At 68.8% G+C, this 22,266-nt stretch carries 22 protein-coding genes; 7 read left to right on the top strand and 15 right to left on the bottom strand.

Going from position 1 to position 22,266, the window contains the following annotated elements; all coding sequences use genetic code 11:
* Positions 1-23 precede the first annotated feature (23 nt).
* Together ACXIZN_RS35080 and ACXIZN_RS35075 are read right to left on the bottom strand one after the other, a co-directional pair.
* Positions 24-728, bottom strand: coding sequence for a hypothetical protein (locus tag ACXIZN_RS35080; RefSeq protein WP_457959210.1), 705 nt, complete (start codon positions 726-728; stop codon positions 24-26).
* A complete protein-coding gene (locus tag ACXIZN_RS35075; protein WP_125733058.1) occupies positions 715-1,233 on the bottom strand; it encodes a SigE family RNA polymerase sigma factor in 519 nt (172 codons plus the stop codon). The genes ACXIZN_RS35080 and ACXIZN_RS35075 overlap by 14 nt, the downstream gene beginning before the upstream one ends.
* Before the next feature lie 135 nt (positions 1,234-1,368).
* Between ACXIZN_RS35075 and ACXIZN_RS35070 the strand changes: the two genes are divergently transcribed.
* The 3 genes from ACXIZN_RS35070 to ACXIZN_RS35060 all read left to right on the top strand — a co-directional run bounded on the left by ACXIZN_RS35070 (position 1,369) and on the right by ACXIZN_RS35060 (position 3,901).
* Positions 1,369-2,397, top strand: a complete 1,029-nt coding sequence (locus ACXIZN_RS35070) for a threonine aldolase family protein (RefSeq protein WP_457959209.1) — start codon at positions 1,369-1,371, stop codon at positions 2,395-2,397.
* Positions 2,398-2,399: 2 nt separating this feature from the next.
* Positions 2,400-2,990 (top strand): HAD family hydrolase, encoded by a 591-nt coding sequence (locus ACXIZN_RS35065; protein ID WP_457959208.1) that lies wholly within the window; start codon positions 2,400-2,402, stop codon positions 2,988-2,990.
* A gap of 89 nt (positions 2,991-3,079) precedes the next feature.
* The gene (locus ACXIZN_RS35060; RefSeq protein WP_457959207.1) at positions 3,080-3,901 is read left to right on the top strand and encodes an SAM-dependent methyltransferase; all 822 of its coding nucleotides are present in this window, start codon (positions 3,080-3,082) and stop codon (positions 3,899-3,901) included.
* Here the strand turns inward: ACXIZN_RS35060 and ACXIZN_RS35055 are convergent.
* From ACXIZN_RS35055 to ACXIZN_RS35045, 3 genes are all read right to left on the bottom strand, one after another.
* The gene (locus ACXIZN_RS35055; RefSeq protein WP_007032516.1) at positions 3,898-4,083 is read right to left on the bottom strand and encodes a hypothetical protein; all 186 of its coding nucleotides are present in this window, start codon (positions 4,081-4,083) and stop codon (positions 3,898-3,900) included. The two genes, ACXIZN_RS35060 and ACXIZN_RS35055, sit on opposite strands and share 4 nt — an antisense overlap.
* A gap of 187 nt (positions 4,084-4,270) precedes the next feature.
* The gene (locus ACXIZN_RS35050; protein ID WP_457959206.1) at positions 4,271-5,434 is read right to left on the bottom strand and encodes a pyridoxal phosphate-dependent aminotransferase; all 1,164 of its coding nucleotides are present in this window, start codon (positions 5,432-5,434) and stop codon (positions 4,271-4,273) included.
* Positions 5,435-5,444: 10 nt separating this feature from the next.
* Complete coding sequence (locus ACXIZN_RS35045; protein WP_457959205.1) at positions 5,445-6,347, bottom strand: TetR/AcrR family transcriptional regulator C-terminal domain-containing protein; 903 nt, start codon at positions 6,345-6,347, stop codon at positions 5,445-5,447.
* Positions 6,348-6,506: 159 nt separating this feature from the next.
* On the opposite strand from ACXIZN_RS35045, the gene ACXIZN_RS35040 reads away from it, so the two are divergent.
* Complete coding sequence (locus ACXIZN_RS35040; protein WP_457959204.1) at positions 6,507-7,691, top strand: FAD-dependent monooxygenase; 1,185 nt, start codon at positions 6,507-6,509, stop codon at positions 7,689-7,691.
* 507 nt (positions 7,692-8,198) lie between these two features.
* Here ACXIZN_RS35040 and ACXIZN_RS35035 read toward each other — a convergent pair.
* From ACXIZN_RS35035 to purD, 7 genes are all read right to left on the bottom strand, one after another.
* On the bottom strand, positions 8,199-9,317 hold the full coding sequence (locus ACXIZN_RS35035) for a transglycosylase SLT domain-containing protein (protein WP_457959203.1): 1,119 nt from the start codon (positions 9,315-9,317) through the stop codon (positions 8,199-8,201).
* Between the two features lie 44 nt (positions 9,318-9,361).
* Positions 9,362-9,673, bottom strand: coding sequence for a hypothetical protein (locus tag ACXIZN_RS35030; RefSeq protein ID WP_185927309.1), 312 nt, complete (start codon positions 9,671-9,673; stop codon positions 9,362-9,364).
* Positions 9,674-9,820: 147 nt separating this feature from the next.
* Positions 9,821-10,591 carry an ESX secretion-associated protein EspG gene (locus ACXIZN_RS35025; protein WP_457959202.1) on the bottom strand — a complete coding sequence of 257 codons (771 nt, stop codon included), beginning with the start codon at positions 10,589-10,591 and terminating at the stop codon, positions 9,821-9,823.
* A 4-nt stretch (positions 10,592-10,595) separates the two neighbouring features.
* Complete coding sequence (locus ACXIZN_RS35020) at positions 10,596-12,254, bottom strand: hypothetical protein (RefSeq protein WP_457959201.1); 1,659 nt, start codon at positions 12,252-12,254, stop codon at positions 10,596-10,598.
* Between the two features lie 10 nt (positions 12,255-12,264).
* On the bottom strand, positions 12,265-12,906 hold the full coding sequence (locus tag ACXIZN_RS35015; RefSeq protein WP_457959200.1) for a DUF3558 domain-containing protein: 642 nt from the start codon (positions 12,904-12,906) through the stop codon (positions 12,265-12,267).
* Complete coding sequence (locus tag ACXIZN_RS35010) at positions 12,857-13,243, bottom strand: PE domain-containing protein (protein ID WP_126736264.1); 387 nt, start codon at positions 13,241-13,243, stop codon at positions 12,857-12,859. Before ACXIZN_RS35010 ends, ACXIZN_RS35015 begins: the two co-directional genes overlap by 50 nt.
* A gap of 134 nt (positions 13,244-13,377) precedes the next feature.
* Positions 13,378-14,640: a phosphoribosylamine--glycine ligase gene (gene purD, locus ACXIZN_RS35005; protein WP_457959199.1), complete on the bottom strand. Its 1,263-nt coding sequence runs from the start codon at positions 14,638-14,640 to the stop codon at positions 13,378-13,380.
* 176 nt (positions 14,641-14,816) lie between these two features.
* On the opposite strand from purD, the gene ACXIZN_RS35000 reads away from it, so the two are divergent.
* Both ACXIZN_RS35000 and ACXIZN_RS34995 read left to right on the top strand, forming a co-directional pair.
* On the top strand, positions 14,817-15,935 hold the full coding sequence (locus ACXIZN_RS35000; RefSeq protein WP_457959198.1) for a glycerophosphodiester phosphodiesterase: 1,119 nt from the start codon (positions 14,817-14,819) through the stop codon (positions 15,933-15,935).
* 414 nt (positions 15,936-16,349) lie between these two features.
* Complete coding sequence (locus ACXIZN_RS34995) at positions 16,350-17,888, top strand: amino acid permease (RefSeq protein WP_457959197.1); 1,539 nt, start codon at positions 16,350-16,352, stop codon at positions 17,886-17,888.
* Here the strand turns inward: ACXIZN_RS34995 and ACXIZN_RS34990 are convergent.
* Together ACXIZN_RS34990 and ACXIZN_RS34985 are read right to left on the bottom strand one after the other, a co-directional pair.
* The gene (locus ACXIZN_RS34990; RefSeq protein WP_457959196.1) at positions 17,872-19,092 is read right to left on the bottom strand and encodes an MFS transporter; all 1,221 of its coding nucleotides are present in this window, start codon (positions 19,090-19,092) and stop codon (positions 17,872-17,874) included. The genes ACXIZN_RS34995 and ACXIZN_RS34990 overlap by 17 nt on opposite strands.
* Positions 19,093-19,234: 142 nt before the next feature.
* Positions 19,235-20,170: an LLM class F420-dependent oxidoreductase gene (locus ACXIZN_RS34985; protein ID WP_457959195.1), complete on the bottom strand. Its 936-nt coding sequence runs from the start codon at positions 20,168-20,170 to the stop codon at positions 19,235-19,237.
* A 122-nt stretch (positions 20,171-20,292) separates the two neighbouring features.
* On the opposite strand from ACXIZN_RS34985, the gene ACXIZN_RS34980 reads away from it, so the two are divergent.
* On the top strand, positions 20,293-20,787 hold the full coding sequence (locus tag ACXIZN_RS34980; RefSeq protein ID WP_457959194.1) for an OsmC family protein: 495 nt from the start codon (positions 20,293-20,295) through the stop codon (positions 20,785-20,787).
* A 179-nt stretch (positions 20,788-20,966) separates the two neighbouring features.
* On the opposite strand, the gene ACXIZN_RS34975 is transcribed toward ACXIZN_RS34980, so the two are convergent.
* Entirely contained in the window at positions 20,967-22,253 is a 1,287-nt protein-coding gene (locus tag ACXIZN_RS34975) for an adenylosuccinate synthase (RefSeq protein ID WP_457959193.1), read from the bottom strand.
* Between the last annotated feature and the right edge of the window lie 13 nt (positions 22,254-22,266).

Genomic DNA, 22,266 nt, shown 5'->3' with positions numbered 1-22,266 from the left:
GACGGGCTATTTTGCCAGCTCGGTCAGTAGCGGGCGGCGAGGACGCCGACCAGCCTGTCGACGTCGGACTCCGGGAGCGCCGGCCTGCCCGAGCCGTCACCGAGGCTCACCACGACCACGAGTGCCCCCTTGGGGGTGGTCCGGCGCGCTTCGGCCGCCCCAGTGGGCACCGACGGGACGGCCGAACCGGCCGGGAAGACCGCGGCGGAGACCGTGCCGCCCGGCACCTGGAACCCCGCGGACCTGGCACCCGTCGTACAGAGGTCGCCGGGCGTCGACTTGGCGACATCCACGCGGACCGGGAGCTCGCCAGCGAGGGCGGTGGCGAGCTCCCGGTCCACCTGGTCGCACCCGTAGGTGCCTTCGGCCGTCATCTGGCCGGTCCTCTCTGGCCCGTCGCCCCCCTGCTGAGGCGGCGGGTTCGAGAAGTTCGAAGGGTCCCCGCTGTCAAGAGGACGTACGGACGCCGCCCCGGGTTGCCCCGCGGAAACCGCTTCGTCCCCGGATTTGGCCGCGCTCCCCGTCTGGAGCTCGGTTCCGCCGAGCACGCCGAACATGCCCACTCCGGCCAAGACCAAAACCACCGCACTACAGGCCACCGCGATACCGTTTCGGCGTCGAGCGGTGGCGCGTTTCGAGGCGCGGACCACGTCGGCGGTGTCGAAGGTCGGCGACGGCGCGTCGCCGGGGGCGTCACGGAACAACGCCTTCAGGTCATTCTCGTCCATCCCGTGCCACCTCCTCCTTCTCCATGACCTGCCTGAGGTTCGCCAGCCCGCGCGCGGTCTGGCTCTTCACGTTGCCTTCGCTGCATCCGAGCGCCTTCGCCGCCGCACCGACGTCCAGGCCCTCGAAGAACCTGAGCACCAGCACGGCCCGCTGCTTCGGGGGCACTTCGCGCAACGCGGCCAGCAGGTCCTCCCTGGTGACGACCTGCTCGCCGAGGTCGAAGCCGTCCTGCGGTGGTTCGGGCAGCTCTTCGGTCTGCCACTCCCGCCGCCACGGCCGCCTCGACTCGTCGATGACCGCCCTGACCAGCGTCTTCCGCACGTAGGCGTCGGTCGCCGCCCGTTCTCTGATCTTCTTCCACCTCCGGTGCAGCGCGACGAACGCCGTCTGCGCGAGGTCGTCCGCACGATGCCAGTCACCGCAGAGCATGTACGCGGTCCTGCGCACAGAGTCCCGCTTCGCGGCGAAGTACTCCGCGAACTCTTGTTCGTCGCGCTGGTTCACGCGGTTTTTGTCTCCGCTCTTGCCTCGTCGGTGGGTAGGACGGAACCGGGGGCGTCCACGGTTGCATGAGCGGGCGCGGCGGACCAGCCGGGGAGGAGATTCACCGCAGGCCGGTCGATGTGATGTGATCGTACCGTGACCTCGCGCTCCCTTCCGCAGATCGATTTCCGCTCCGACACCGTGACCCGGCCGGACGACGTCATGCGCCAGGCCATGGCGAAGGCCGAGGTCGGCGACAACGTCCTCGACGGCGATCCGACCGTCGGCGCGCTGGAACAGCGTGCCGCGAAACTCCTCGGCATGCCCGCCGCGCTCTGGACGCCGAGCGGGACCATGGCGAACCTGATCGCGCTGAGCATCCATCTCCAGCGCGGGGACCGGTTCCTCGCGCCGCGCGGCTCGCACGTGATCACCGACGAACTCGGGTCCGCCGCCTGGCTCGCGGGCGGCATGCCGGAGCCGCTGGAGCACGACGCCGGACCGGGCCGTCCGACGCCGGAAACGCTTTCGGCCGCGATCGGCGTCCCGCGCGGGCCGTACTACGCGCTGCGCACCCCGCTGCTGTGCCTGGAGAACACGCACAACACGGCCGGCGGCGCGGTCACCCCGCCCGACGAGCACGCCCAGCTGGTCGCGGTGGCGAAGGAGGCCGGGCTGACCGTGCACCTCGACGGCGCCCGCATCTGGCACGCGTCGGTCGCGCTGGGGATCCCTCCCGCGGCGCTCACGGTCGGCGTCGACACCGTTTCCGCTTGCTTCTCGAAGGGGCTCGGGGCGCCCGTCGGCTCGGTGGTGGCGGGCAGCGAGGAGTTCGTCGAGAAGGCACGGCGGATGCGCCAGATGCTCGGCGGCGGCGTCCGCCAGGGCGGCGTGCTGGCCGCGGCCTGCATGGTCGCGCTGGACCGCGTCGGCGACCTCGCCGAGACGCACGAGAACGCGACACGGCTCGCGGCCGGGCTCGCGGAGCACGGCTGGGAGGTCAACACCCCCGAAACCAACATCGTGCAGGTGGCCGCACCGGACCTCGAAGGCAGGCTGGCGTGGCTGGCCGGGCTCGGGATCCGGACGCTGCCCAGCTCGGGCCGGATCCGGTTCGTGGCGCACCGGGACCTTTCCGCGGCGGACATCGAGGAAACCCTTCAACGCGTCAAGACCGGGGGCTGAACGTGAACTGGATCATCTTCGACTACGGCGACGTCATCAGCGCGCACACCGACGCGCTGCCGACCCTGGCCAAGGCCTTCGATCGCGAGGTCGCCGACTTCGAGCCGCACTACTGGGCCGAGCGGATCCGGTACGACTCCGGCGGCACGGACCTCGAGTACTGGCAGAGCATCGGCCGCGCGCTGGACGTCCCGGTCGACAAGGCGTTCTCCGACGAACTGACCTCCATCGACGTCACCGGCTGGACGCACGTCGAGCCCGACGTGCTCGAACTGCTGGAAGGGCTGCACGAAGCGGGCGCGGCGCTCGCGCTGCTCTCGAACGCGCCGTCCACCTTCGGCCGCTGGGTGCGCGAGCAGGAATGGGCGAAGCTGTTCCGCGTGAAGCTCTTTTCCGGTGACCTCGGCTGCATGAAGCCCGACGCGAAGATCTACCGGATCCTGCTCGCCGAACTCGGCGCCGAACCCGCCGACTGCCTGTTCTTCGACGATCGTCAGTCCAATGTGGACGGTGCACGGGCGGTCGGGATGCGGGCGGAACGCTGGGTCGGCGTGACCACGGCGAAATCCGGCTTCGGCTCTTCGGAGGAATAATTCACCCTCGTCGCTCATCCGCTTACGCGCGGTGAATCGGATGACCTACGCTGAACCAGTCCAAGCCGATTCACCCCCGGTAGGTGCCCATGTCCGTGGACCGACGCCCGTTCGTGCCCGTCGATTTCGACCGGCCGAGCATCGCGCGGGTCTTCGACGCGCTGATGGGCGGCCAGGACAACTACGAGGCCGACCGGGTGGCACTGCGCCAGATCCTGGAGATCTCGCCGGACGCGCGGGCCATGGCCAAGGAGGTCCGGCACTGGCTGGTCCGGACCGTGCGCTACCTGACCGACCGCGAAGGCATCGACCAGTTCCTCGACCTCGGCTCCGGCTTCCCGACCATGGACAACACGCACCAGGTCGCGCAGCGGTACAACCCCGAGGCGCAGGTCGTCTACGTCGACCACGATCCGGTGGTCCAGGCGCACGGGCGCGCGCTGCTGGCGGCCAACGACTTCGCGCATATGGCGGCCGCGGACCTGACCGGACCGGCCGAGGTCATCGAAGAGCTCGCCCGTACTCACCGGCTGGAATTCGACCGGCCGGTCGGGCTGATCCTGTGCGCGATCGTCCACCACATCCAGGATCTCGACGAGGCGCGGAAGATCGTCCGCGCCTACGTCGACGCGCTGGCGCCGGGCTCGTTCGTCGCGCTGCTGCACCAGCACAATCCCGCCGACGGCACCGAAGCGGCCGACGTCGCGACGTCACTCGAGAAGCGCTTCAACGGCACCGGGCTGGACACGCTGTACCGGACGCGCGAAGAGATCGAGTCCTTCTTCGAGGGACTCGATCTCGTGGAGCCGGGCCTGACGTATCCGCACCTGTGGTGGCCGGACGGCCCGCGCTTCACCCCGCTTTCGCCCGTGAACTTCACGTCGCTCGGCGGGGTGGCGCGTAAGCCTTAGCGGCGGAGCTGCTTCGGGGTGCCCTTGCCCTTGATGGCGCCGTACGCGGCCGTGCCGAGGAAGACCGCACCACCGATGACGGCGATCCAAAAGACGGCCTTCACGAGAAAACCGAGCACGGATCCGAGCACCATGAAGGCCACCCAAGCCAGGATCAGCCCGCCGACGATCTTCCAGAACATGGCATCCTCCGATTGCCTCGCCGTGCCCATGCGGGCCCGGTGAGTCCAGGTTGTCAGGCGGAACTCGCGAGCGCCTTCGTTCCGCCTAACGTTCAGGGTGAATTCCGGGTTCCCCCTGAGCGGTGGACCCGCCTCGGCCGAAGGCCTCGGAAGCGCCCTGGCGACGTGATCGCGGTCGCGGGTTCACCTATGGACGCTGAGCGAGCCAGTCGCCGAGCCTGCGGACCCCTTCGTCGATGTCCTCGCGCGAGCCCGCGAAGGAGAACCGTACGAACCGCCCGCCGTCGACCGGGTCGAAGTCGATCCCGGGAGCGATCGCGACACCGGTGTCGGCGAGGAGCCGCTGGCACCAGCTGAGGCTGTCGTTCGTGTACGCGGAGACGTCGGCGTAGGCGTAGAAGGCACCTTCGGCGGGCGCGAGCTTGTCGATGCCGATGCTCTTGAGTCCGGCGAAGAGCACGTCGCGGTTGGCCCGGTAGCGCTCGACGTGGCCGTCGGCCTCCGCGTACGACTCCGGGGTGAACGCGGCGACCGCGGCGTGCTGGGAGACCGCGGGCGGGCAGATGGTGAAGTTGCCGGTCAGGACGTCGATCGCGCGATGCAGCCGCTGCGGCGCGAGCATCCAGCCGAGCCGCCAGCCGGTCATGGCGAAGTACTTCGAGAACGAGCCGAGGACGAGCGCCTCGTCGCCGTACTGCCAGGCGCAGTCGAGCCCGGCGCCGTAGGAGATGCCGTGGTAGATCTCGTCGCTGATCAGCTGCACACCGTGTGATGCGCACCAGCCGCTGATCGCCGCCAGTTCACCCGGTGGCAGGACGGTGCCGGTGGGATTGCTCGGGCTGGCCACGATGAGTCCCTTGATCGGCCCCAGCTCGTCCAGCCGGGCCACAGTGGGCTGGAAGTTCGTCTCGGGCCCGGTGGCGAACTCGACGACCTCGCAGCCGAGCACCTTCAGCAGGTTCCGGTAGGCCGGATAGCCGGGACGCGCCATCGCGACCCGGTCTCCCGCCTCGAAGGCGCTGAGGAACGAGAGCAGGAAGCCGCCGGAGGAACCGGTCGTCATGATGACGTCCTCCGGGCTCACGTCGACCGGGTACGTGCGGTTGTAGTGCTCCGCGACGGCCTCGCGCAGTTCCGGGATGCCGAGCTGCTCGGTGTAGCCGAGGTTGTGGCCCTTCAGCGCCCGCTGCGCGGCTTCGAGCACCGGGCGCGGCGCCGGCGCGGACGGCTGCCCCGCGAGCAGCGGGACCAGGTCCCCGTGGCTGCGTTGGCGCGCCTGCGCGGCCGAAAGGACGTCCATGACGTGGAACGGCGGAACGGCGGAACGTGCGGCGGGGCCTGGGAAGGACATGTGGGTGAGGCTAACTCGCCTTCGCCAGGAGAATCGCGTAGCCGTCGAGGAGTCGTTGGAGCCCGAACTCGAAGAGCGTGTCGAGGTCGTAGTCGAACGGGGCACGCGAGACGACACCGGCGAAGTTCGGGAAACGACCGCCGGACACCAGATCCCAGAGGATCGGCTCGTGCTCCGCCAGCCAGGCGTCGGCCGAGACCGCCGTCCCGGATTCGGTGTCGGCTTCGGCCTCGAAGCTGAGGGCGATGCCGCGCACGTGGTTGAAGATCGTGATGTGCGCGTACATGATCGTCGACGCCGGGAGGCCGTGGCCGTCGAGCGCGCGGGTCGCCCAGTCCGCGTGGGCGAGCAGGTTCGGCAGCGGTTGCGGGCGGGTGATCGAGAGCGCCTGCGCGAGCCACGGATGCCGCCGGAACAGGGCCCATTGCGCCCGCGCCATCAGCTCCAGCTGGGCCCGCCAGCCGGGCGGCGGTTCGGGCGGGAAACGGATTTCGCCGAGCGCCATGTCCGCCATTTCGAGGATCAGCTCCTCCTTGGCGGTGACATGGCGATAAAGCGCCATCGTCGCGACGCCGAGGCCGGAGGCGACGCGGCGCATCGAGAGCGCGCGGATGCCCTCGGCGTCGGCGATCCGGATCGCCGCCTTCACCACCCGCTCGCGTGACAGCTCCGCCTCGGTCCTCGGTGCGGGCTTCCGGTTGCGGCTCGCGACGACCGTGCCCGCGCCGGGTTTGGCGACGACCAAGCCGTCCCGTTTCAGCGTGGCGAGCACCTTCGTCGCGGTCGCCATCGCGACGCCCCATTCGGCGATGATCCGGCGCGTCGACGGGACCTTGTCGCCCTCGCGCAGCTCACCGGAGGTGATCCGGCGGCGGATCTCGGCGGCGATCCGCAGGTAGGGCGGCTCGGTCATGGTCGGCTCCTTGCCATAGTGCACCTGACGGCAGGTCAGTGGGCGCACTAGCTGGATCGCACTAGTGCACTGAGGATTTTCAGCCGCTTTTCCTGGTGGTTCGATGTGGTCTCCATACGTTGTACGCAGTGCTTCAAACACCGTACACAAGGAGTGGGCATGCGGAAGGTCCTGATTTCGGGAGCGGGAATCGCCGGTACGACGCTGGCGTACTGGCTGCGGCAGCACGGTTTCGCGCCGACGGTCGTCGAGCGGGCCCCCGCGCCCCGCGTCGGCGGGCACGCGGTCGACATTCGGGGCACGGCGCTCGGCGTCGTCGACCGGATGGGGGTGCTCGGGCGGCTCCGGGAACTGAGCACGGACATGCGCGGGATGTCGTTCGTGAACGGCGAGGGGAAGACCCTCGTGAAGGTCACCGACCACACGCTGACCGGCGGGCTCACCGACAGCGAGGACGTCGAGATCCTGCGGGACGACCTCACCGACACGCTGGCCTCGGTCGCCCAGGAGGGTGTCGAGTACGTCTACGGGGACTGGATCACCGGAATCGCGCAGCGGGCCGACGGTGTCCGGGTCACCTTCGCTCGCGGCGAGGCGCGGGACTTCGACCTCGTCGTCGGCGCGGACGGCCGGCACTCGGCCGTGCGATCGCTGGTTTTCGGGGCGGAGAAACAGTTTTCGCATTACCTGGACACCTACCTCGCGGTGTTCACCGTGCCGAACTTCCTCGATCTGGACCGCTGGCAGGTCTTCCACATGACCCCGGGAAAGCTGGCCGGGCTGTACAGCGCGCGAAAGAACACGGAGGCGCGGGCGATGCTCGGCTTCCAGTCGCCGGAACTCGCCTTCGACCGCCATGACGTCGAGCAGCAACGGAAGCTGATCGCGGACCGATTCCCGGGGCAGGGCTGGGAAATCCCGCGGCTGCTCCGGGAGATGGCGTCGAGCGAGCTGTACTTCGATTCCATGACCCAGATCAGGATGGACCGGTTCACCGACGGTCGCGTCGCGCTGGTCGGCGACGCGGGCTACGGCCCGTCGCCACTTTCGGGACAGGGCACCAGTTTGGCGCTCGTCGGCGCCTATGTGCTCACCGGCTCATTGGCCACTTCTCCTGACCACCGCGCCGCTTTCGCTTCGTACGAAAGGGAAATGCGGCCGTTCATCCTCCGGAACCAGGCGCTGGCTTCGCTGAACCAGAAGAAGCAGACGCGGTTCCGGCAGTGGAAGCAGATTCAGTCGATGCGGGTGCTGCCTTATCTGCCGTTCCGCGACCGGGTGATGAAGGCGGCCATGCGGCCGCTGACGGAGGCGGCGAATGCCTTGGTGCTCAAGGATTACTGACCGCTCGGGAGCGTCGGGCCCCGATGGCGTGTCGCGAAAGCCACTTTCGCGACGCCTGATGTCCCGAAAGTGGCTTTCGCGACNCGCGGACATCGCCTACGTCCGGGAGCGCGTCGCCTCCGCCTGAGGCCACGACCACCCGGCGGAAGCGGGACTCAGGCGTTGAGCGCGGGCCGCCGCCCAGCGTGTCGCGAAAGCCACTTTCGCGACGCCTGATGTCCCGAAAGTGGCTTTCGCGACACGACGCCCAGGGACTCGCGTGATTGGAGGGCCGACACACGTGACTGGACGGACGACACACGTGACTGGACGGACGACGCGCGATGCGATACGCGATACGGCCGCGAGCGTGGCGTCCATCCAGTCACGCGTGTCGTCCATCGGATCACGCATGTCGTCCGGCGGGTCACGCGTGGCGGCCATTCGGTCACGCGGATCGGCCGGGGCCGGGACAGGGCTCGTGAGTGGTAAGGACCGTTCTAACCGTCCTTACCACTCACGAGGCCGCTAGTAGCCCTGGTAACCGCCGCCACCGGCCATGGACTTCAGGCCCGGGTGCCCTTCGAAGCCGCCGTACCGCGAGAACGTGTACCGGACGCCCGCGATGATGTTGTCCACCGGGTTGTAGATGTCGTCGTGCCCGGGAAGCTTGTGCGCGTTGAAGGTCGGGTCGATGCACTGCATCAGCCCTTTGGACGGCGTGCCCTTCGCCGCGTTGGAGTCCCAGTTGTTGATGGCGTTGGGGTTGCCGCCGGACTCCTTCTCGATGATCGTCCAGATCTTCTGGATATCCGCCTCGGTCACCGGGATCCCGTTGGCCTGCAGGATCTTGATGGCCTCTTGGATCCACTGCTGGACGTTGCCCGGCGGCGTCGTCGAGGGCGGGCCGCCGCTCGGGCCGAGGCCGCCGCCCCCACCGCCACCGCCGCCGCCTCCTCCACCGCCACCGCCGGCGTGGAGACCGCCGGTGCGTTTCGGGACGGAGCCGTCCTTGCCGGGCATCGGGACGGTGGAGTAGCCGCCCTGGATGTCCTTCTTCATCAGTTCTTGGGACTTCTGGATCATCTGGTTGGCCTGGTCGAGCAGTCCCTTGACCCGGCCGTCGGCGTCCTTGGCGATCCCGTTGATGTCGGTCTTGGCCTTCTGGATGATCTCGTCGGCCGAAGGACTCGGCGCCGGCTTGTGATCCTTCTCGGCCTGCGCGGCGGCCGTGATCGCGGCGTTCTTGTCCGCCTCCGCCTGGGTGTTCCTTTTGTTGACCGCGGCTTCGGCGTCTTCGTAGACACCCTTCACCTGCATCTTGATGTTGCCGAGATCGGTGTGGACGCGATCGAGGTCGTCGACGACCTTGCCGAGCTGCTCCTCGACGTTTTTTCCGGCCTTCGTGATCGACCTGACGTACTCGAAGAAGGCCTCCGCGGCGGGTCCGGCCCAGACGCCGCCGTTCAACGCTTCCGTCGACGTTTTCAACGCCGCGCTGTGGTCGCCCGCGTTGTCGGCGGCCGTCTTGAACTGCCTCGAAGCGTTCTGAATGGCGGCGAGGTTGACCTTGCCGATCTGCTCGGCCTTCTGGACGAGTCCGTCCCAGCCGTCCGGCGTGCCGGCGCCGACACCGTTCAAAGCCACTGCTCAAGCCCCCTTGGTCCGCGGCCCCCAGGCCTGGCGAGTCGTCACAGTTCCCCGTGCACCTTCAGGTTGTCCACGTGGACCGCTTCGGTCTCCTTGATCAACCCCGCCGCCTTTCGCAGCACGAAGGCCGTGGCCTCCATGAGCTGACCGGCCGAATCGAATTCGTTGTGGACGCCCTGTTTGAACTTGCCGACCGCGCCGTGCGCGTCGCCGTGCTCGTCCACTCCGCCGAAGGGGGATTCCTTCTCGTCATCCATCCCGGTGACGCCTTTTTTGGTCTTCTCGAACTCGTCCTTGAGCTTCTCCACCTGACCGGCGGCGATCCCCATGGAATCCGGGTCGTACACAGGCACGGTTCGTCATCCCCTTCACGGAAAAACTCGTATCCGCCCGATCAGACGCGCGGGCGATCAGGACGGTTCCCGCGCCTACTTTAAGACCTCCGCAGTTGGCCGTGCGCGTATCCACGCCAACTTCCACCCCGCCGATAATCGGGCGAATCAGAAATCGGTGACTTCCCGGATCCTGGTCGCCAGCAACTGGTTGTCGGCCGGGGTGATGGTCGCCCAATCCCGCCCGTCCCGGTTCCGCGCGACCTGGAACAGGTACCGCCCCGCGTCCGTGTCGTAGAAGGCGACCACCTTGTCCGCGCGCCGGGGGCGGCCGTCGCGGCCCGCGCGTTCGACACCGAACTGTCCCCGCGCCTCCTGGCCGAGCAGCATGCCCGCCACCTCCTGGGCCTGCCAGAGGGGCACGTCCAGGTCTTCCAGCGCGGTGACCAGAGCCTTCGCGTCGCCGCGGGCGGCGGCGTCGGCCTGGACGAGGACGTCGTGCGGGACGCTGATCGACTGGCCGACGCCAGGACCGAGATCACCCGCGACCGAGACCGCGGCTTCGGCGAGGGAGCTCTCCCTCGCGGGGATCAGCCACACCTGCCCGGAGTCGATCACGCCGAGCAACGCCTGGTTGCCGACGCTCACCGCCTGACCCTTGATCTCGCGGTCGGTCCACACCCAGACGTCGATCGCGATCCGGGGGTGCGCGAACAGGTTCAGCATGTCGACCAGCTCGCCCGACGCCTGGTGTCCCCGCGCGAGACCTCGCGCGCGCAGGGATTCCCAGGCTTCTTCGATCAGCGCCGCCCGCTCCGTGTGGGTCGTTCCGGGGCTCGGCACGTCGAGTGCGGCATGACGGCGGGGCAGCCGTTCGGCTTCCCAGAGCATTTCGAACTCGAGTGCGGACAGCACCAGGCTGCCGTTGTCGTTCGGCACAGGTTCAGCGCGCTTCGGAGTTGCCGTGGTCACCGATCACGTCCGGCGACACCAGCCGCTCGTCGGTGAACAGGTCCTTGTCGTCGACGCCGTAACGCCTGATGTGCTCCGCGTCCTCTTCGACGTCCTGGGTGGCCGCTCGCTCCATGAACTTCGACTCGGGCTTCGGCTGCTTCGCGCCGATCTTCTCCGAGCGCCGCATGGCCTCCTCTTCGGGAAGCTCACCGATCGGGAGCTGGCGGGTCGGCTTCACGCCGCCGCCTTCCTGACGGGGACGGCGGTCGCGTTCCCGGTCGCCACTGAGCGCACCGCCCGCGACACCGGCGCCGAGCGCCGCGGCACCGGCACCCAGGTCACCCGCGGCCGGTCCGGTGATCTTCGGGACGGCGGGGAAACCGCGGCCGGATTCGTTGCCGGGGGCCATCGGCGCCTGCGGTCCGGAGCCGACGGAGCGGCCCTTGCCGAGCGCCTGGTCGCCACCCGCGCCACCGCCGACGTTGCCGAAGACACCAGGACCCGAGCTGGAGCCGGGGCCCTTTCCGACAGCGCTGTCGACACCGGGACCGGTGCCGAACGACTTGCCTGCCGGCTGCGCCGACGTGGTGCTGTTCGGCGGCGCGCTGCCGGTGGACTGACCCGGCGGCACGTTCGGGGTGTTCGGCGCGCCCGGCGGGACGAACGGCGGCGAGGTGGGCGAGCCGGTGACCGGGTACGACGGCCTGCCCTGCTCGGGTTGCGGGGACGGCCGGTTCGGCGTGACCCAGCCGGAACCCGGGGAGGGGGCTGGCCTCGACGTGCCGGACGGCGTGGTCGGGGCGGCCGCCGCGGGAGCGGTCGCGCCCGGGGAGGGCGCCGCCGAAGCGGTCCTTCGAGCCGTCCCGCCGCCCATGGCGACGCCGTAGGCCGGGGTCGGCGCGTCGTAGGACGGCGCCTTCGGGTTGCTGACGGGCTGCGCGACCGGCGGCACGTACTTCGATTCGACGGCGGCCGACGCGGGTCGCACGCTGCCGTCCGGGGTCAGGTCCGTGGCCGTGCCAGCCAGGTCGAGCGTCGCGGAACCGCCGCCCGCTCCGGCGGCGGTCGTGGTCTGGGTCAGGTTCATCGCCTGCGGGTCGGCCAGCGTGCCGGTCGACAGCAGGTTCTCGCCGCTCGTCTTCGCGTAGTCGTTCAACGCCTCCTGCGCCTGCGCCCGCGCGTTGTTCGCGGCGCTGACGGTTTTGGCGTGGTCGGTCTCGAACCCGATGAGGCTCAGCAGGACGTCACCGACGGTCAGGCCGCCGGCGCCCTTCCGGACCACTTCCGGATCCGGGAGCTTGTGCAGCGTCCGGTTGAAGGCCTCACCCTGGGCGAAGATCATCTCCGCGGAGTGTGAGACCTTCGAGTTCGCGTCCTGGGAGAAGCCCGCCTGCTCGGTGAACACCTGACCGGCGGCACCGCCTGCCTCGCTCTGCCATTCCACGCCGAGCTTGCCCAGCTCGTCACGCAGCGTCTTGTCGGTGTCGGCGAGCGCGCCCGCGACGGATTTCAACGCGTCGACGGCGATACCGATGCTGCCGGTGCCGTCACCGCTGCGGAAGCGTTCGATCTCGGTCGCGATCCCGGTGTCGGTGTAGCCGTCGAACCGAAGATCGCGGAGCCTGCCCGCGAGGTCGGAAACGTTCACGCCGCCCTCCCTAGTTGCGTGCTTTCAAGGTCTGCAAAGCCGAATCGGCCGCCTGTGCGGACATCTCGCACAGCTGCGGCATGGTGAACGCGCCGGCGGTGACGGTGACCGCCCGCACCGCCAGCGTCTGCCCCTGAGCGACCCCGACGAGCGTTTCGCAATCGCCCGGTGTGCCGGCGTCACGGTGGTTCTTGATGGCGGGGAACCCGCCGACCGCCGTCGGTTCCGTCGTCATGCTGTTCTTGCGGCGCTTGCCGGTGAACCATTCTTCGACGTCCGCGGTGATCGTGCGGACGTAATAGCTGTGGAAGGGCTGCGCGGCGTCCGCGTCGAGGACACAGGTCGGGCCGTCGATCGGTTCCGCGGCCGCGCGCGGTTTGCTGTTGATCTTGAGCTGGTCGAGCTGCGGATCGGTGAGCAGCGCGCACGGATCCACGCCCTGCAGGCTCAGTTCGGCGGGCCTGGCAGGCAGCGCCGACGCTTTGGCGCCCTGCGTGACCGAGGCCAGCGCCGGTTCGTCGGGGAACGCCTGCCCGCCCGTGTCCGTGGCGCATCCGGCCAGCACGAGGGTGAGCACCCCGCCGGTCACCAGCACACGAGGCCTACGCCCGGTGTACACCACGGTCCCCGAACGCGGCGGCCTTGTCCGCATCGCTGGTCTTGTACTCCTTGGCCGCCGTGCGGAGCTGGCTGACCAGGCCACGGAGACCGGCCACGTACGCGCGGACCTGCGCGGCGTACGACTGGTCGCCGTCGGCCACGAGCTCGTTCCAGACGCTGGTCGCGTGCACGCTCACGGTGTCGTTGGCAGGCGTGTCGATACGCAGCTGGTCCAGCCGCGTCATGAGCTTGTCCTGCAGAGCGTCGACCTGCTCTTCGACGATCTTCGCCACTTCGAGCAGCTTCGACGGGTCGACTCTGATGTCGGCCACCGACGGTGGCGTCGGGACCGCCGACGTGAGGTCCTGGACCTTGCTCGATGCTGCCATTCCCCACCCCTTGGAAACACGCACGGTGACCGTTCGCCCTGTCGAGGCTACCAACGCCGATGTATCGAGCGCCTAAGCTTCTCAGGAAATACCGGGTTAGACGCAGCGGTCGCCCGGGTGGTTCCGCCGGGAATTCACGAGACCGGGGTGGCGATCTCTCCCTTGGCGGCGAGCAGGGCGATGTCGGTGCGGTGGTGGGAGCCGGCCAGGTGGACCTTCTCGACCGTCGCGTAGGCGTCCTTGCGGGCGGCCTTCAGGTTCTTGCCGGTGCCGACCACCGACAGCACGCGGCCGCCGGAGGAGACCACGGCACCGTCGTCGCGACGGCGGGTGCCGGCGTGGAGCACGCCTTCGAGCTCGCCACCGGTGATGACGTCGCCGGTCCTCGGCTTGCCGGGGTAGCCGTCCGCGGCGAGCACGACGGTGACCGCCGCGCCGGAGTCCCACTCCAGCGGCGGCAGTTCGGCGAGCTTACCGGTCGCCGTCGCGTGCAGGACCTTGCCGAGCGGGCTGCGCAGCAGCGCCAGGACGACCTGGGTCTCCGGGTCGCCGAACCGGCAGTTGAACTCGATGACCTGCGGGCCCTCGGAAGTCAGCGCGAGACCGGCGTAGAGCAGGCCGGAGAAGGTGGCGCCGCGCTTGTCGAGCTCGTCGACCACGGGCTGGACGATACGGGCGACGACGTCGTCGACCAGGTCCTTCGGCGCCCACGGCAACGGCGCGTACGCCCCCATGCCGCCGGTATTCGGGCCCGCGTCACCGTCGCCGACGCGCTTGAAGTCCTGCGCGGGCAGCAACGGGACGACCGTGCGGCCGTCTACGAAGCAGAAGAGAGAGGCCTCCGGGCCGTCGAGGAAGGACTCCAGGAGCACCGGGTGCCCGCCGTCGAGCAGCATCAGGGCGTGCTTGCGCGCGACGTCGACGTCCGTGGTGACCACGACGCCCTTGCCCGCGGCGAGACCGTCGTCCTTGACCACCCAGGTGGGGCCGAAGCGGCCGAGCGCGGCGTCGAGACGGGCGGGGTTGTCGACGACCTCGCAGTGCGCCGTCGGCACCTTCGCGGCCGCCATGACGTCTTTCGCGAACGCCTTCGAGCCCTCGATCCTGGCCGCGGACGCGGACGGGCCGAAGCAGGCGATGCCCGCCTTCCGGACCGCGTCGGCGACTCCGGCCACCAGCGGGACCTCGGGACCGACCACCACCAGATCCGCCTGCCACTGCTTGGCCAGGGCGGAGACGGACTCGGGGTCGGCCGCGTCCACGCCGAGTTGTTCGGCCACCGCGGCGGTGCCGGCGTTGCCCGGGGCACAGGCCAGCGCGGTGACGGAAGGGTCTTCCGCGACCGCGAGGACGAGTGCATGCTCACGGGCGCCGGACCCGATTACCAGTACGCGCACGACGCACAGGGTAACCGGGCCGGTGAGCCCCGAACACGTCGCCGTCCTCGAGCGGGTGGTTCCATCCGGCGTTCACCCGGCGGTCAGCGCTCCGCCGGTCCGTCTTCGCCGGGCGGACGCCTCCTGCGTCAAGGGTTGCGCGGTACCCCGAGTTCAAGCGAAAGAGGTTCCCCACCATGCGAAAGCGCCTGGGCGTGCTCGCCCTGTCCGGACTCGCCGTACTCAGCGTCACAGGGCTGGCGGGCGCCGCCGAGCCGAGCACCCAAGATGTGTCGGCGCTGGCGAAGGGTCACGATGGTCCGGTGATCGTCGGACACCGCGGCGCCCCCGGCTACCGGCCGGAGCACACGCTCGCCTCGTATGAGCTCGCCTACCGCCAGGGCGTCGACTGGGTCGACGTCGACCTCGTGCCCACCAAGGACGGCCAGCTCGTCGCCCGGCACGAGAACGAGATCGGCGGGACCACCGACGTCGCGAAGCACCCCGAGTTCGCGAACCGGAAGACGACGAAGGTCATCGACGGCACGTCGTACACCGGCTGGTTCACCGAGGACTTCACGCTCGCCGAGCTGAAGACCCTGCGCGCGACCGAGCGGATCCCGCAGCTGCGGCCGAACAACAAGATCTACGACGGCCGCTACCAGATCGCCACCTACCAGGAGGTGCTCGACCTGACGCGCCGGCTCGGCCGCGAACTGCGCCGCGAACTGGGGACGTACCCGGAGATCAAGCACTCGACCTACTTCTCGTCGATCAAGAACCCGACCGAGCCGAAGCTGGTCGAGCTGATCAAGCGCAACGGGCTCAACCACCCGAAGGCGCCGGTGATCATCCAGTCGTTCGAGGTGTCGAACCTGATCGCGCTCTCGCGCCAGGTGCGGGTGCCGCTGCTGCAGCTGACCTCAGCGACCGGCGCTCCGGCCGACTTCGTCGCGAAGGGTGACCCGCGGACGTACGCCGACCTCGTGACGCCGGCGGGCCTGAAGGAGATCTCGAAGTACGCGGACTACCTGGGCCCGGAGAAGGCGCAGGTCATCCCGGTGGTGAACGGCGCGCTGGGGCAGCCGACCAGGCTCGTCGCCGACGCGCACCAGGCCGGGCTGAAGGTCGGGCCGTACACGTTCCGCAACGAGAACAACTTCCTCCCGCAGAGCCTGCGCTCGTCGGCGAACCTCGCCGAGTACGGCAACACGTTCGCCGAGCAGGAGGCGTTCCTCAAGGCGGGTGTCGACGGGTACTTCTCGGACCACCCGGACACCGCGCTGGAGGCCGTGAAGGCGTTCCCGGGGCGCTGACCTCCGCAGTACGTGAAGGCCCCCTTCATTGCGTCTAGCGCAGTGAAGGGGGCCTTCATGTATTTCGAGAGCGCTGGTTCGGTCGGTCCAGGGTGGGGATACGGGCCCGCAGGGCGCCGACCGTGTGGATTTCGGGGCGTTGGACGACCAGAAATCCACACAGTGCCCGCGTGACAGGTCCGGTCACCGCGGCCAGACCGCCTGAGACGTGACGGGTGTGTGGAAATAGAGACGTTCAACGTCCCTATCTCCACACACCCCTCACCCACGGTGACACTCGCGCCGCGCCGGGCGAGCTATTCCCTGCGTCCAGAGAGGGCGAGGTCTTGACGGGACCTTGACATGCGCAGGTCGGCGGGCCTAATTTCGGCGGATCTCAATGGTCTGTCCGCATACCTTTGAAGTGGGTGCCCGATGGATGTCTCTGACAAGCAGGCCGCAGAACCCGCCGACGAAGACAGTGCCCGGCTCCACCAGCTCGGCTACGCGCAGGAACTCCGGCGCACGATGTCGGCCTTCTCCAACTTCGCCGTCTCCTTCACGATCATCTCGATCCTCTCCGGCTGCCTGACCCTCTACGGGTTCGGCATGAAGACCGGCGGGCCCGCCGCGATGATCTGGGGCTGGCCGCTGGTCGGCCTGTTCGTCATCCTGGTCGGGCTGGGCATGGCCGAGGTCTGCTCCAGCTACCCGACCGCGGGCGGCCTCTACTACTGGGCGGCGAAGCTCGCCCCGCGCAACGGCGCGGCGTGGTCGTGGTTCACCGGCTGGTTCAACCTCATCGGGCAGATCGCCGTCACCGCGGGGATCGACTTCGGCGCGGCGCTGTTCCTCAACGCCTTCCTCGATCTGCAGTTCGGCTTCGAGGCGACACCGGGCAACACGATCCTGCTGCTGGCGATCATCCTGGTGATCCACGGGCTGCTGAACACCTTCGGCGTCAAGATCGTCGCGCTGCTGAACAGCATCAGCGTGTGGTGGCATCTGGCGGGCGTGCTGGTCATCGTCGGGGTGCTGATCATCGTTCCGGAGAAGCATCAGGACGCGTCGTTCGTCTTCGGCGAGTTCGTGAACAACACCGGCTGGGCGTCGCCTGTCTACGTCTTCTTACTGGGCCTCCTGCTCGCGCAGTACACACTCACCGGATACGACGCCTCGGCCCATATGACCGAGGAGACCAAGAACGCGGCGAAGGCCGGGCCGCGCGGGATCATCAACTCGATCCTCGTCTCCCTGGTCGCCGGCTGGATCCTGCTGATCGGCATCACCTTCGCCATCCAGGACTACGAAGGCGCCGCCGGCTCCGAAACCGGTGTGCCGCCCGCGCAGATCTTCATCGACGCGACCGGCGCGACGACCGGCAAGTTCCTGTTGCTGATCTGCATCGGCGCACAGTTGTTCTGCGGGATGGCGTCGGTGACCGCGAACTCGCGGATGATCTACGCCTTCGCTCGCGATGGCGCGATCCCCGGTTCGAAGTTCTGGCACCGCATCAACAAGCGCACCCAGACGCCGACCAACGCGGTGTGGCTGGCCGCGGGCGGCGCGCTCCTGCTCGCCCTGCCGTACTTGTGGAGCGCGACCGCCTACGCGGCGGTGACCTCGATCGCCGTCGTCGGCCTGTACGTGGCCTACGTGATCCCGGTGTTCCTGCGGGTGCGCAAGGGCGACGATTTCGAACCAGGACCGTGGAACCTCGGCCGCTGGGGCAAGCTCGTCGGGACCATCGCGACCGTGTGGGTGTGCTTCATCTTCGTGCTTTTCATGCTCCCGCAGGGATCACCGGTCACCATCGACAGCTTCAACTACACGCCCATCGCCTTCCTCGTCGTACTCGGTGGTGCGGCGGTGTGGTGGTTCGCCTCGGCACGCAAGTGGTTCACCGGCCCGAAGGTGCAGGGTTCCGAGGAAGAACTCGCCGCGGTGGAAAGGGAGCTCAAGGAACTGGGGTAGCGGCGTTCTCCTGGGAGCGGCCGGCACGGACCACGGTCACCGCGGCCGCTCCCAACGCCCCCACTCCGGCGAAGGCGTAGAAACCCCACGGGTACGCGATTCCGGCGCTCAGCAGCGCGCCGCCGAGGATCGGGCCGCTGATCGCGCCGACGCGGCCGACCCCCGCCGCCCAGCCGATCCCGGTGGCGCGCATGGCGTCCGGGTACGTCTTGCCGATGTAGGCGTACACGAGCACCTGCGCGCTGAACACGAAACCGCCGGTGAGGAACACGGCCGCGTACAGGCCGACAGCGGGCAGCTTCACGCTCAGCAGGGCCAAGAACACGGCCGCGCCGAGGAACCAGAAGATCACCGCGGGCCGCACACCGACCTTGTCCGCCACCCGGCCCGCGACGAGCAAACCGACGACACCACCGAGGTTCAGCGTGAGCAGCAGCCCGAGCGCCGCGCCCAGCGGGTACCCGGCCTGGCGCATGATCTCCGGCAGCCACGTGTTGAGCCCGTAGACCAGCAGCAGCCCCATGAACGACGTCACCCAGAACGCGATGGTGGCGCGCAGGAGCCCGCCGCGGAACAGCCCGCCGACGACCTGTGTCGCCGACTTCTCCTGCGTCTCCCTCGCCCGCTCGAAGGACTCGGATTCCGGCAGGTACTTGATCATCAGCGGCACCAGCACGAGCGCGGGCAGCGCGCCGGCCACGAACATCGCCCGCCAGCCGAGCGGCTGGATCAGCCAGATACCGAGCAGGGCCGTGAGCACCGCGCCGACGTGGTAGCCGGTCATCACCGTGGTCGTCGCGCTGCCACCCTTTCCCTTGCGGGCGTACTCGGTGACCAGCGCGATCGCCGTCGGCAGACAGCCGCCGAGGCCCAGCCCGGCGAGGAAACGCAGCAGGCCGAAGACGAACGCCGACGGCGATATGGCGCAGAGCGCGGTGAACGCGGAGAAGGCCGTGACCGCGATGATCAGCGCCTTACGGCGGCCGATGACGTCGGTGATCGTACCGATCGCCATCGCGCCGATCATCATGCCGATCAGGCCGAAGGTCGAGATCACCGACGCCGTGCCGGGGGTCAGGCCCCAGACGTGGTCACGGAGCAGCGACGGCAGCACCGTACCCAGGACGACCAGGTCGAATCCGTCGAGCAGGACCGCCGTCCAGGCGAGTGGGACCACCCACGAACGGGCCGCGGCAGGGGACATTGGAGACCTCCAGCTATGTTCGCAATGCGCACGAGTATGCACAATACGAACGCTGTGAGCAAGGCCACTGGGCGCCCCAAAGTCATGAAAGGGGCGTTCAGGACGATGAATGTCCCGAACGCCCCCTTCACGACACGTGGAGTCAGCGCTTGGCGAGGTCTCCGAGGACGCTCCAGGTGCGAAGCCGCTCTTCGCTGTTCCGGATGCCGCTCTGCGTCGCGACGACCTCGGTCGCGCCGGCGTCGAAGTAGCGCCGGATCTCGGCCGCGACGGTCTCCTCGTCACCGGCGATCACCAGTTCACCGGCGGAGTCCACGCCCTGGTGGTCGAAGACCGCGCGGTAGGAGGGGATGTCACGGAAGAACGCGTACTGCCGGTCGACCTGGGCGCGGACGGCGTCGGGATCGTCGGTCACGACGACCGGGGCCATCGCGATGATCCGCGGCGCCGGACGGCCGGCGGCGGCCTTGGTGATCTCCGGGACGATCAGCCCGGAAAGGGCCTTCGGCCCGGCGAGGAACGGGATCGTGCCGTCGGCGAGTTCACCGGTGACGCGCAGCGCCTGCCGTCCCATCGCCGCGATGATCACCGGGATGTCCGAAGAACCCGCGACGGACAGCGAAGCCGCGAAGCCCTCGGCGTGCGCCTGGACCGTCTCGCCCTGGAAGTCGACTTCGCCGCCGTCGAACACCTGCCGGAGGATCGTGAGGTACTCGCGAAGGTGCTTGATCGGCGCCGGGTACTCGACGCCGTACGCCGGTTCGAGCCAGTTCTTCGCGCCGGTTCCGAGACCGAGGACGAACCGGCCCCCGGTGGCGGCCTGCGCCGTCTGCGCGAGACCGGTGATGAGCAAGGGATGCCGCGGGTAGATCGGGACGACGCCGGTCCCGACGGTGATCCCCGGGACGGCGCGGCCCGCGAGGGCGGCGACGGTGATCGCGTCGTGCTCCATCTGCTGGGAGAACCAGACCGACGTCAGGCCCGCGTCGGCGGCCTGCCGGGTCTGCGTGATGAGTTCGTCGACGATGTTGACTGCGTCCGCGGTATCCCCGGACGGGAGTGCCACTCCGATGGTCATGTTCAACGCTAACGGTGCTGTCGAAAGGATATTTCGCGGTTCACGGACTGAGATCACGCGCGCCGTTCGCGGTGTTGCCCCACCCTGGGCGGCGTCCGAATCCCCGATCCTGGAGTGACCCGATGTCGCTGACCGATGTCATCGAAGGAACCAAGACCGCCGTCGACGCCGACCCGCGCAACGCCGCCGTCTCGTTCAGCGTCGCCAACGCCTTGAACGCCGGAACCGCGACGCAGGTGGACGTGCGGGTTCGCGATCACTCGTTCGCGGTGGACGAGCCCGCCGCGCTCGGCGGCACCGACACCGCGGCGAACCCGGTCGAATACGCGCTCGCCGCGCTGGGCTCGTGCCAGGTGATCACGTACCAGTTCTGGGCGGCGAAGCTCGGCGTGCCGCTCGAAGGCGTGAAAGTGACCGTGGACGGCGACATCGACCTGCACGGGTTCTTCGGGTTCTCGGAGACCCGGCCGGGCTTCGGCGATGTACGCGTTTCGGTCGAGCTGAGCGGGCCCGCGGGGGCGGAGGCCTACGAGGACCTGAAGCGGCAGGTGGACGAGCACTGCCCGGTGCTGGACCTGTTCCGGAACCCGACGCCGGTGAAGACCTCGCTCACCTGAGTCGTGAGTGGCTAGGACGGTTCTAACCGTCCTAGCNAGGCCTACGAGGACCTGAAGCGGCAGGTGGACGAGCACTGCCCGGTGCTGGACCTGTTCCGGAACCCGACGCCGGTGAAGACCTCGCTCACCTGAGTCGTGAGTGGCTAGGACGGTTCTAACCGTCCTAGCCACTCACGAGGTCAGACGAACTCGTGCCGCACGATGGTCTGCTCACGGCCCGGCCCGACGCCGATCGCCGAGATCCGCGCGCCCGAGAGCTCTTCGAGCCGCTCGACGTAGGCCCGCGCGTTGGCAGGCAGCTCCTCGAAGGTGCGGCAGCCCGAGATGTCCTCGAACCAGCCCGGCAGCTCTTCGTAGATCGGCAGCGCGTGGTGCACGTCGGTCTGCGTCATCGGCATGTCGTACGTCCGGAACCCGTCGACCTCGTAGCCGACGCACACCGGCACCTTCTCCAGCCCGGACAGCACGTCCAGCTTGGTGAGGAAGTAGTCGGTGATGCCGTTGACCCGCACCGCGTAGCGCGCGATGACCGCGTCGAACCAGCCGGTGCGCCGCGAGCGGCCGGTGGTGACGCCGAACTCGCCGCCCTGCTTGCGCAGGTACTCGCCGGACTCGTCGTCCAGCTCCGTCGGGAACGGGCCGGAGCCGACACGCGTGGTGTAGGCCTTGAGGATGCCCAGCACGGTGTCGATCTTGCCGGGGCCGATACCCGAACCCGCGCTCGCGCCGCCGGAGGTCGGGTTCGACGACGTCACGAACGGGTAGGTGCCGTGGTCGACGTCGAGCAGGGTGCCCTGCGAGCCTTCGAGCAGCACGGTCTCGCCGCGTTCGAGGGCCTGGTTGAGCTGAAGCCGCGTGTCGGCGATGCGGTGCGCGAACTTCTCGCCCGCGGCCAGCACCTCGTCGGCGACCTGGTCCGCGTCGAGCGCCTTGCGGTTGTAGACCTTGACCAGCACCTGGTTCTTGAACTCCAGTGCCGACTCGACCTTCTGCCGGAAGATCTTCTCGTCGAGCAGGTCCTGCACGCGGACGCCGACGCGGGCGATCTTGTCCTGGTAGCAGGGGCCGATGCCGCGGCCGGTGGTGCCGATCTTGCGGCTGCCGAGGTAACGCTCGGTGACCTTATCGATCTCCACGTGGTACGGCATGATCAAATGCGCGTCGGCGGAGATCAGCAGCTTGCTGGTGTCGACGTCGCGTTCCTCCAGCCCGGCGAGCTCGTCGAGCAGCACGCCCGGGTCGATGACGACGCCGTTGCCGATGACGTTGGTGACGCCCGGCGTGAGGATCCCGGACGGGATGAGGTGGAGGGCGAAGTTCTGCCCGTCGGGAAGGACTACGGTGTGGCCCGCGTTGTTACCGCCTTGGTAACGCACGATCCACTGGACGCGGTCGCCGAGCAGGTCGGTGGCCTTGCCCTTGCCCTCGTCCCCCCATTGGGCCCCGATCAGCACGATGGCCGGCATGTGACACTCCAGG

Source organism: Amycolatopsis sp. TRM77291 (genome assembly GCF_054166285.1).
The sequence above is the reverse complement of the archived record's forward strand: the minus strand, read 5'-3'. Positions and strand labels throughout refer to the sequence as shown.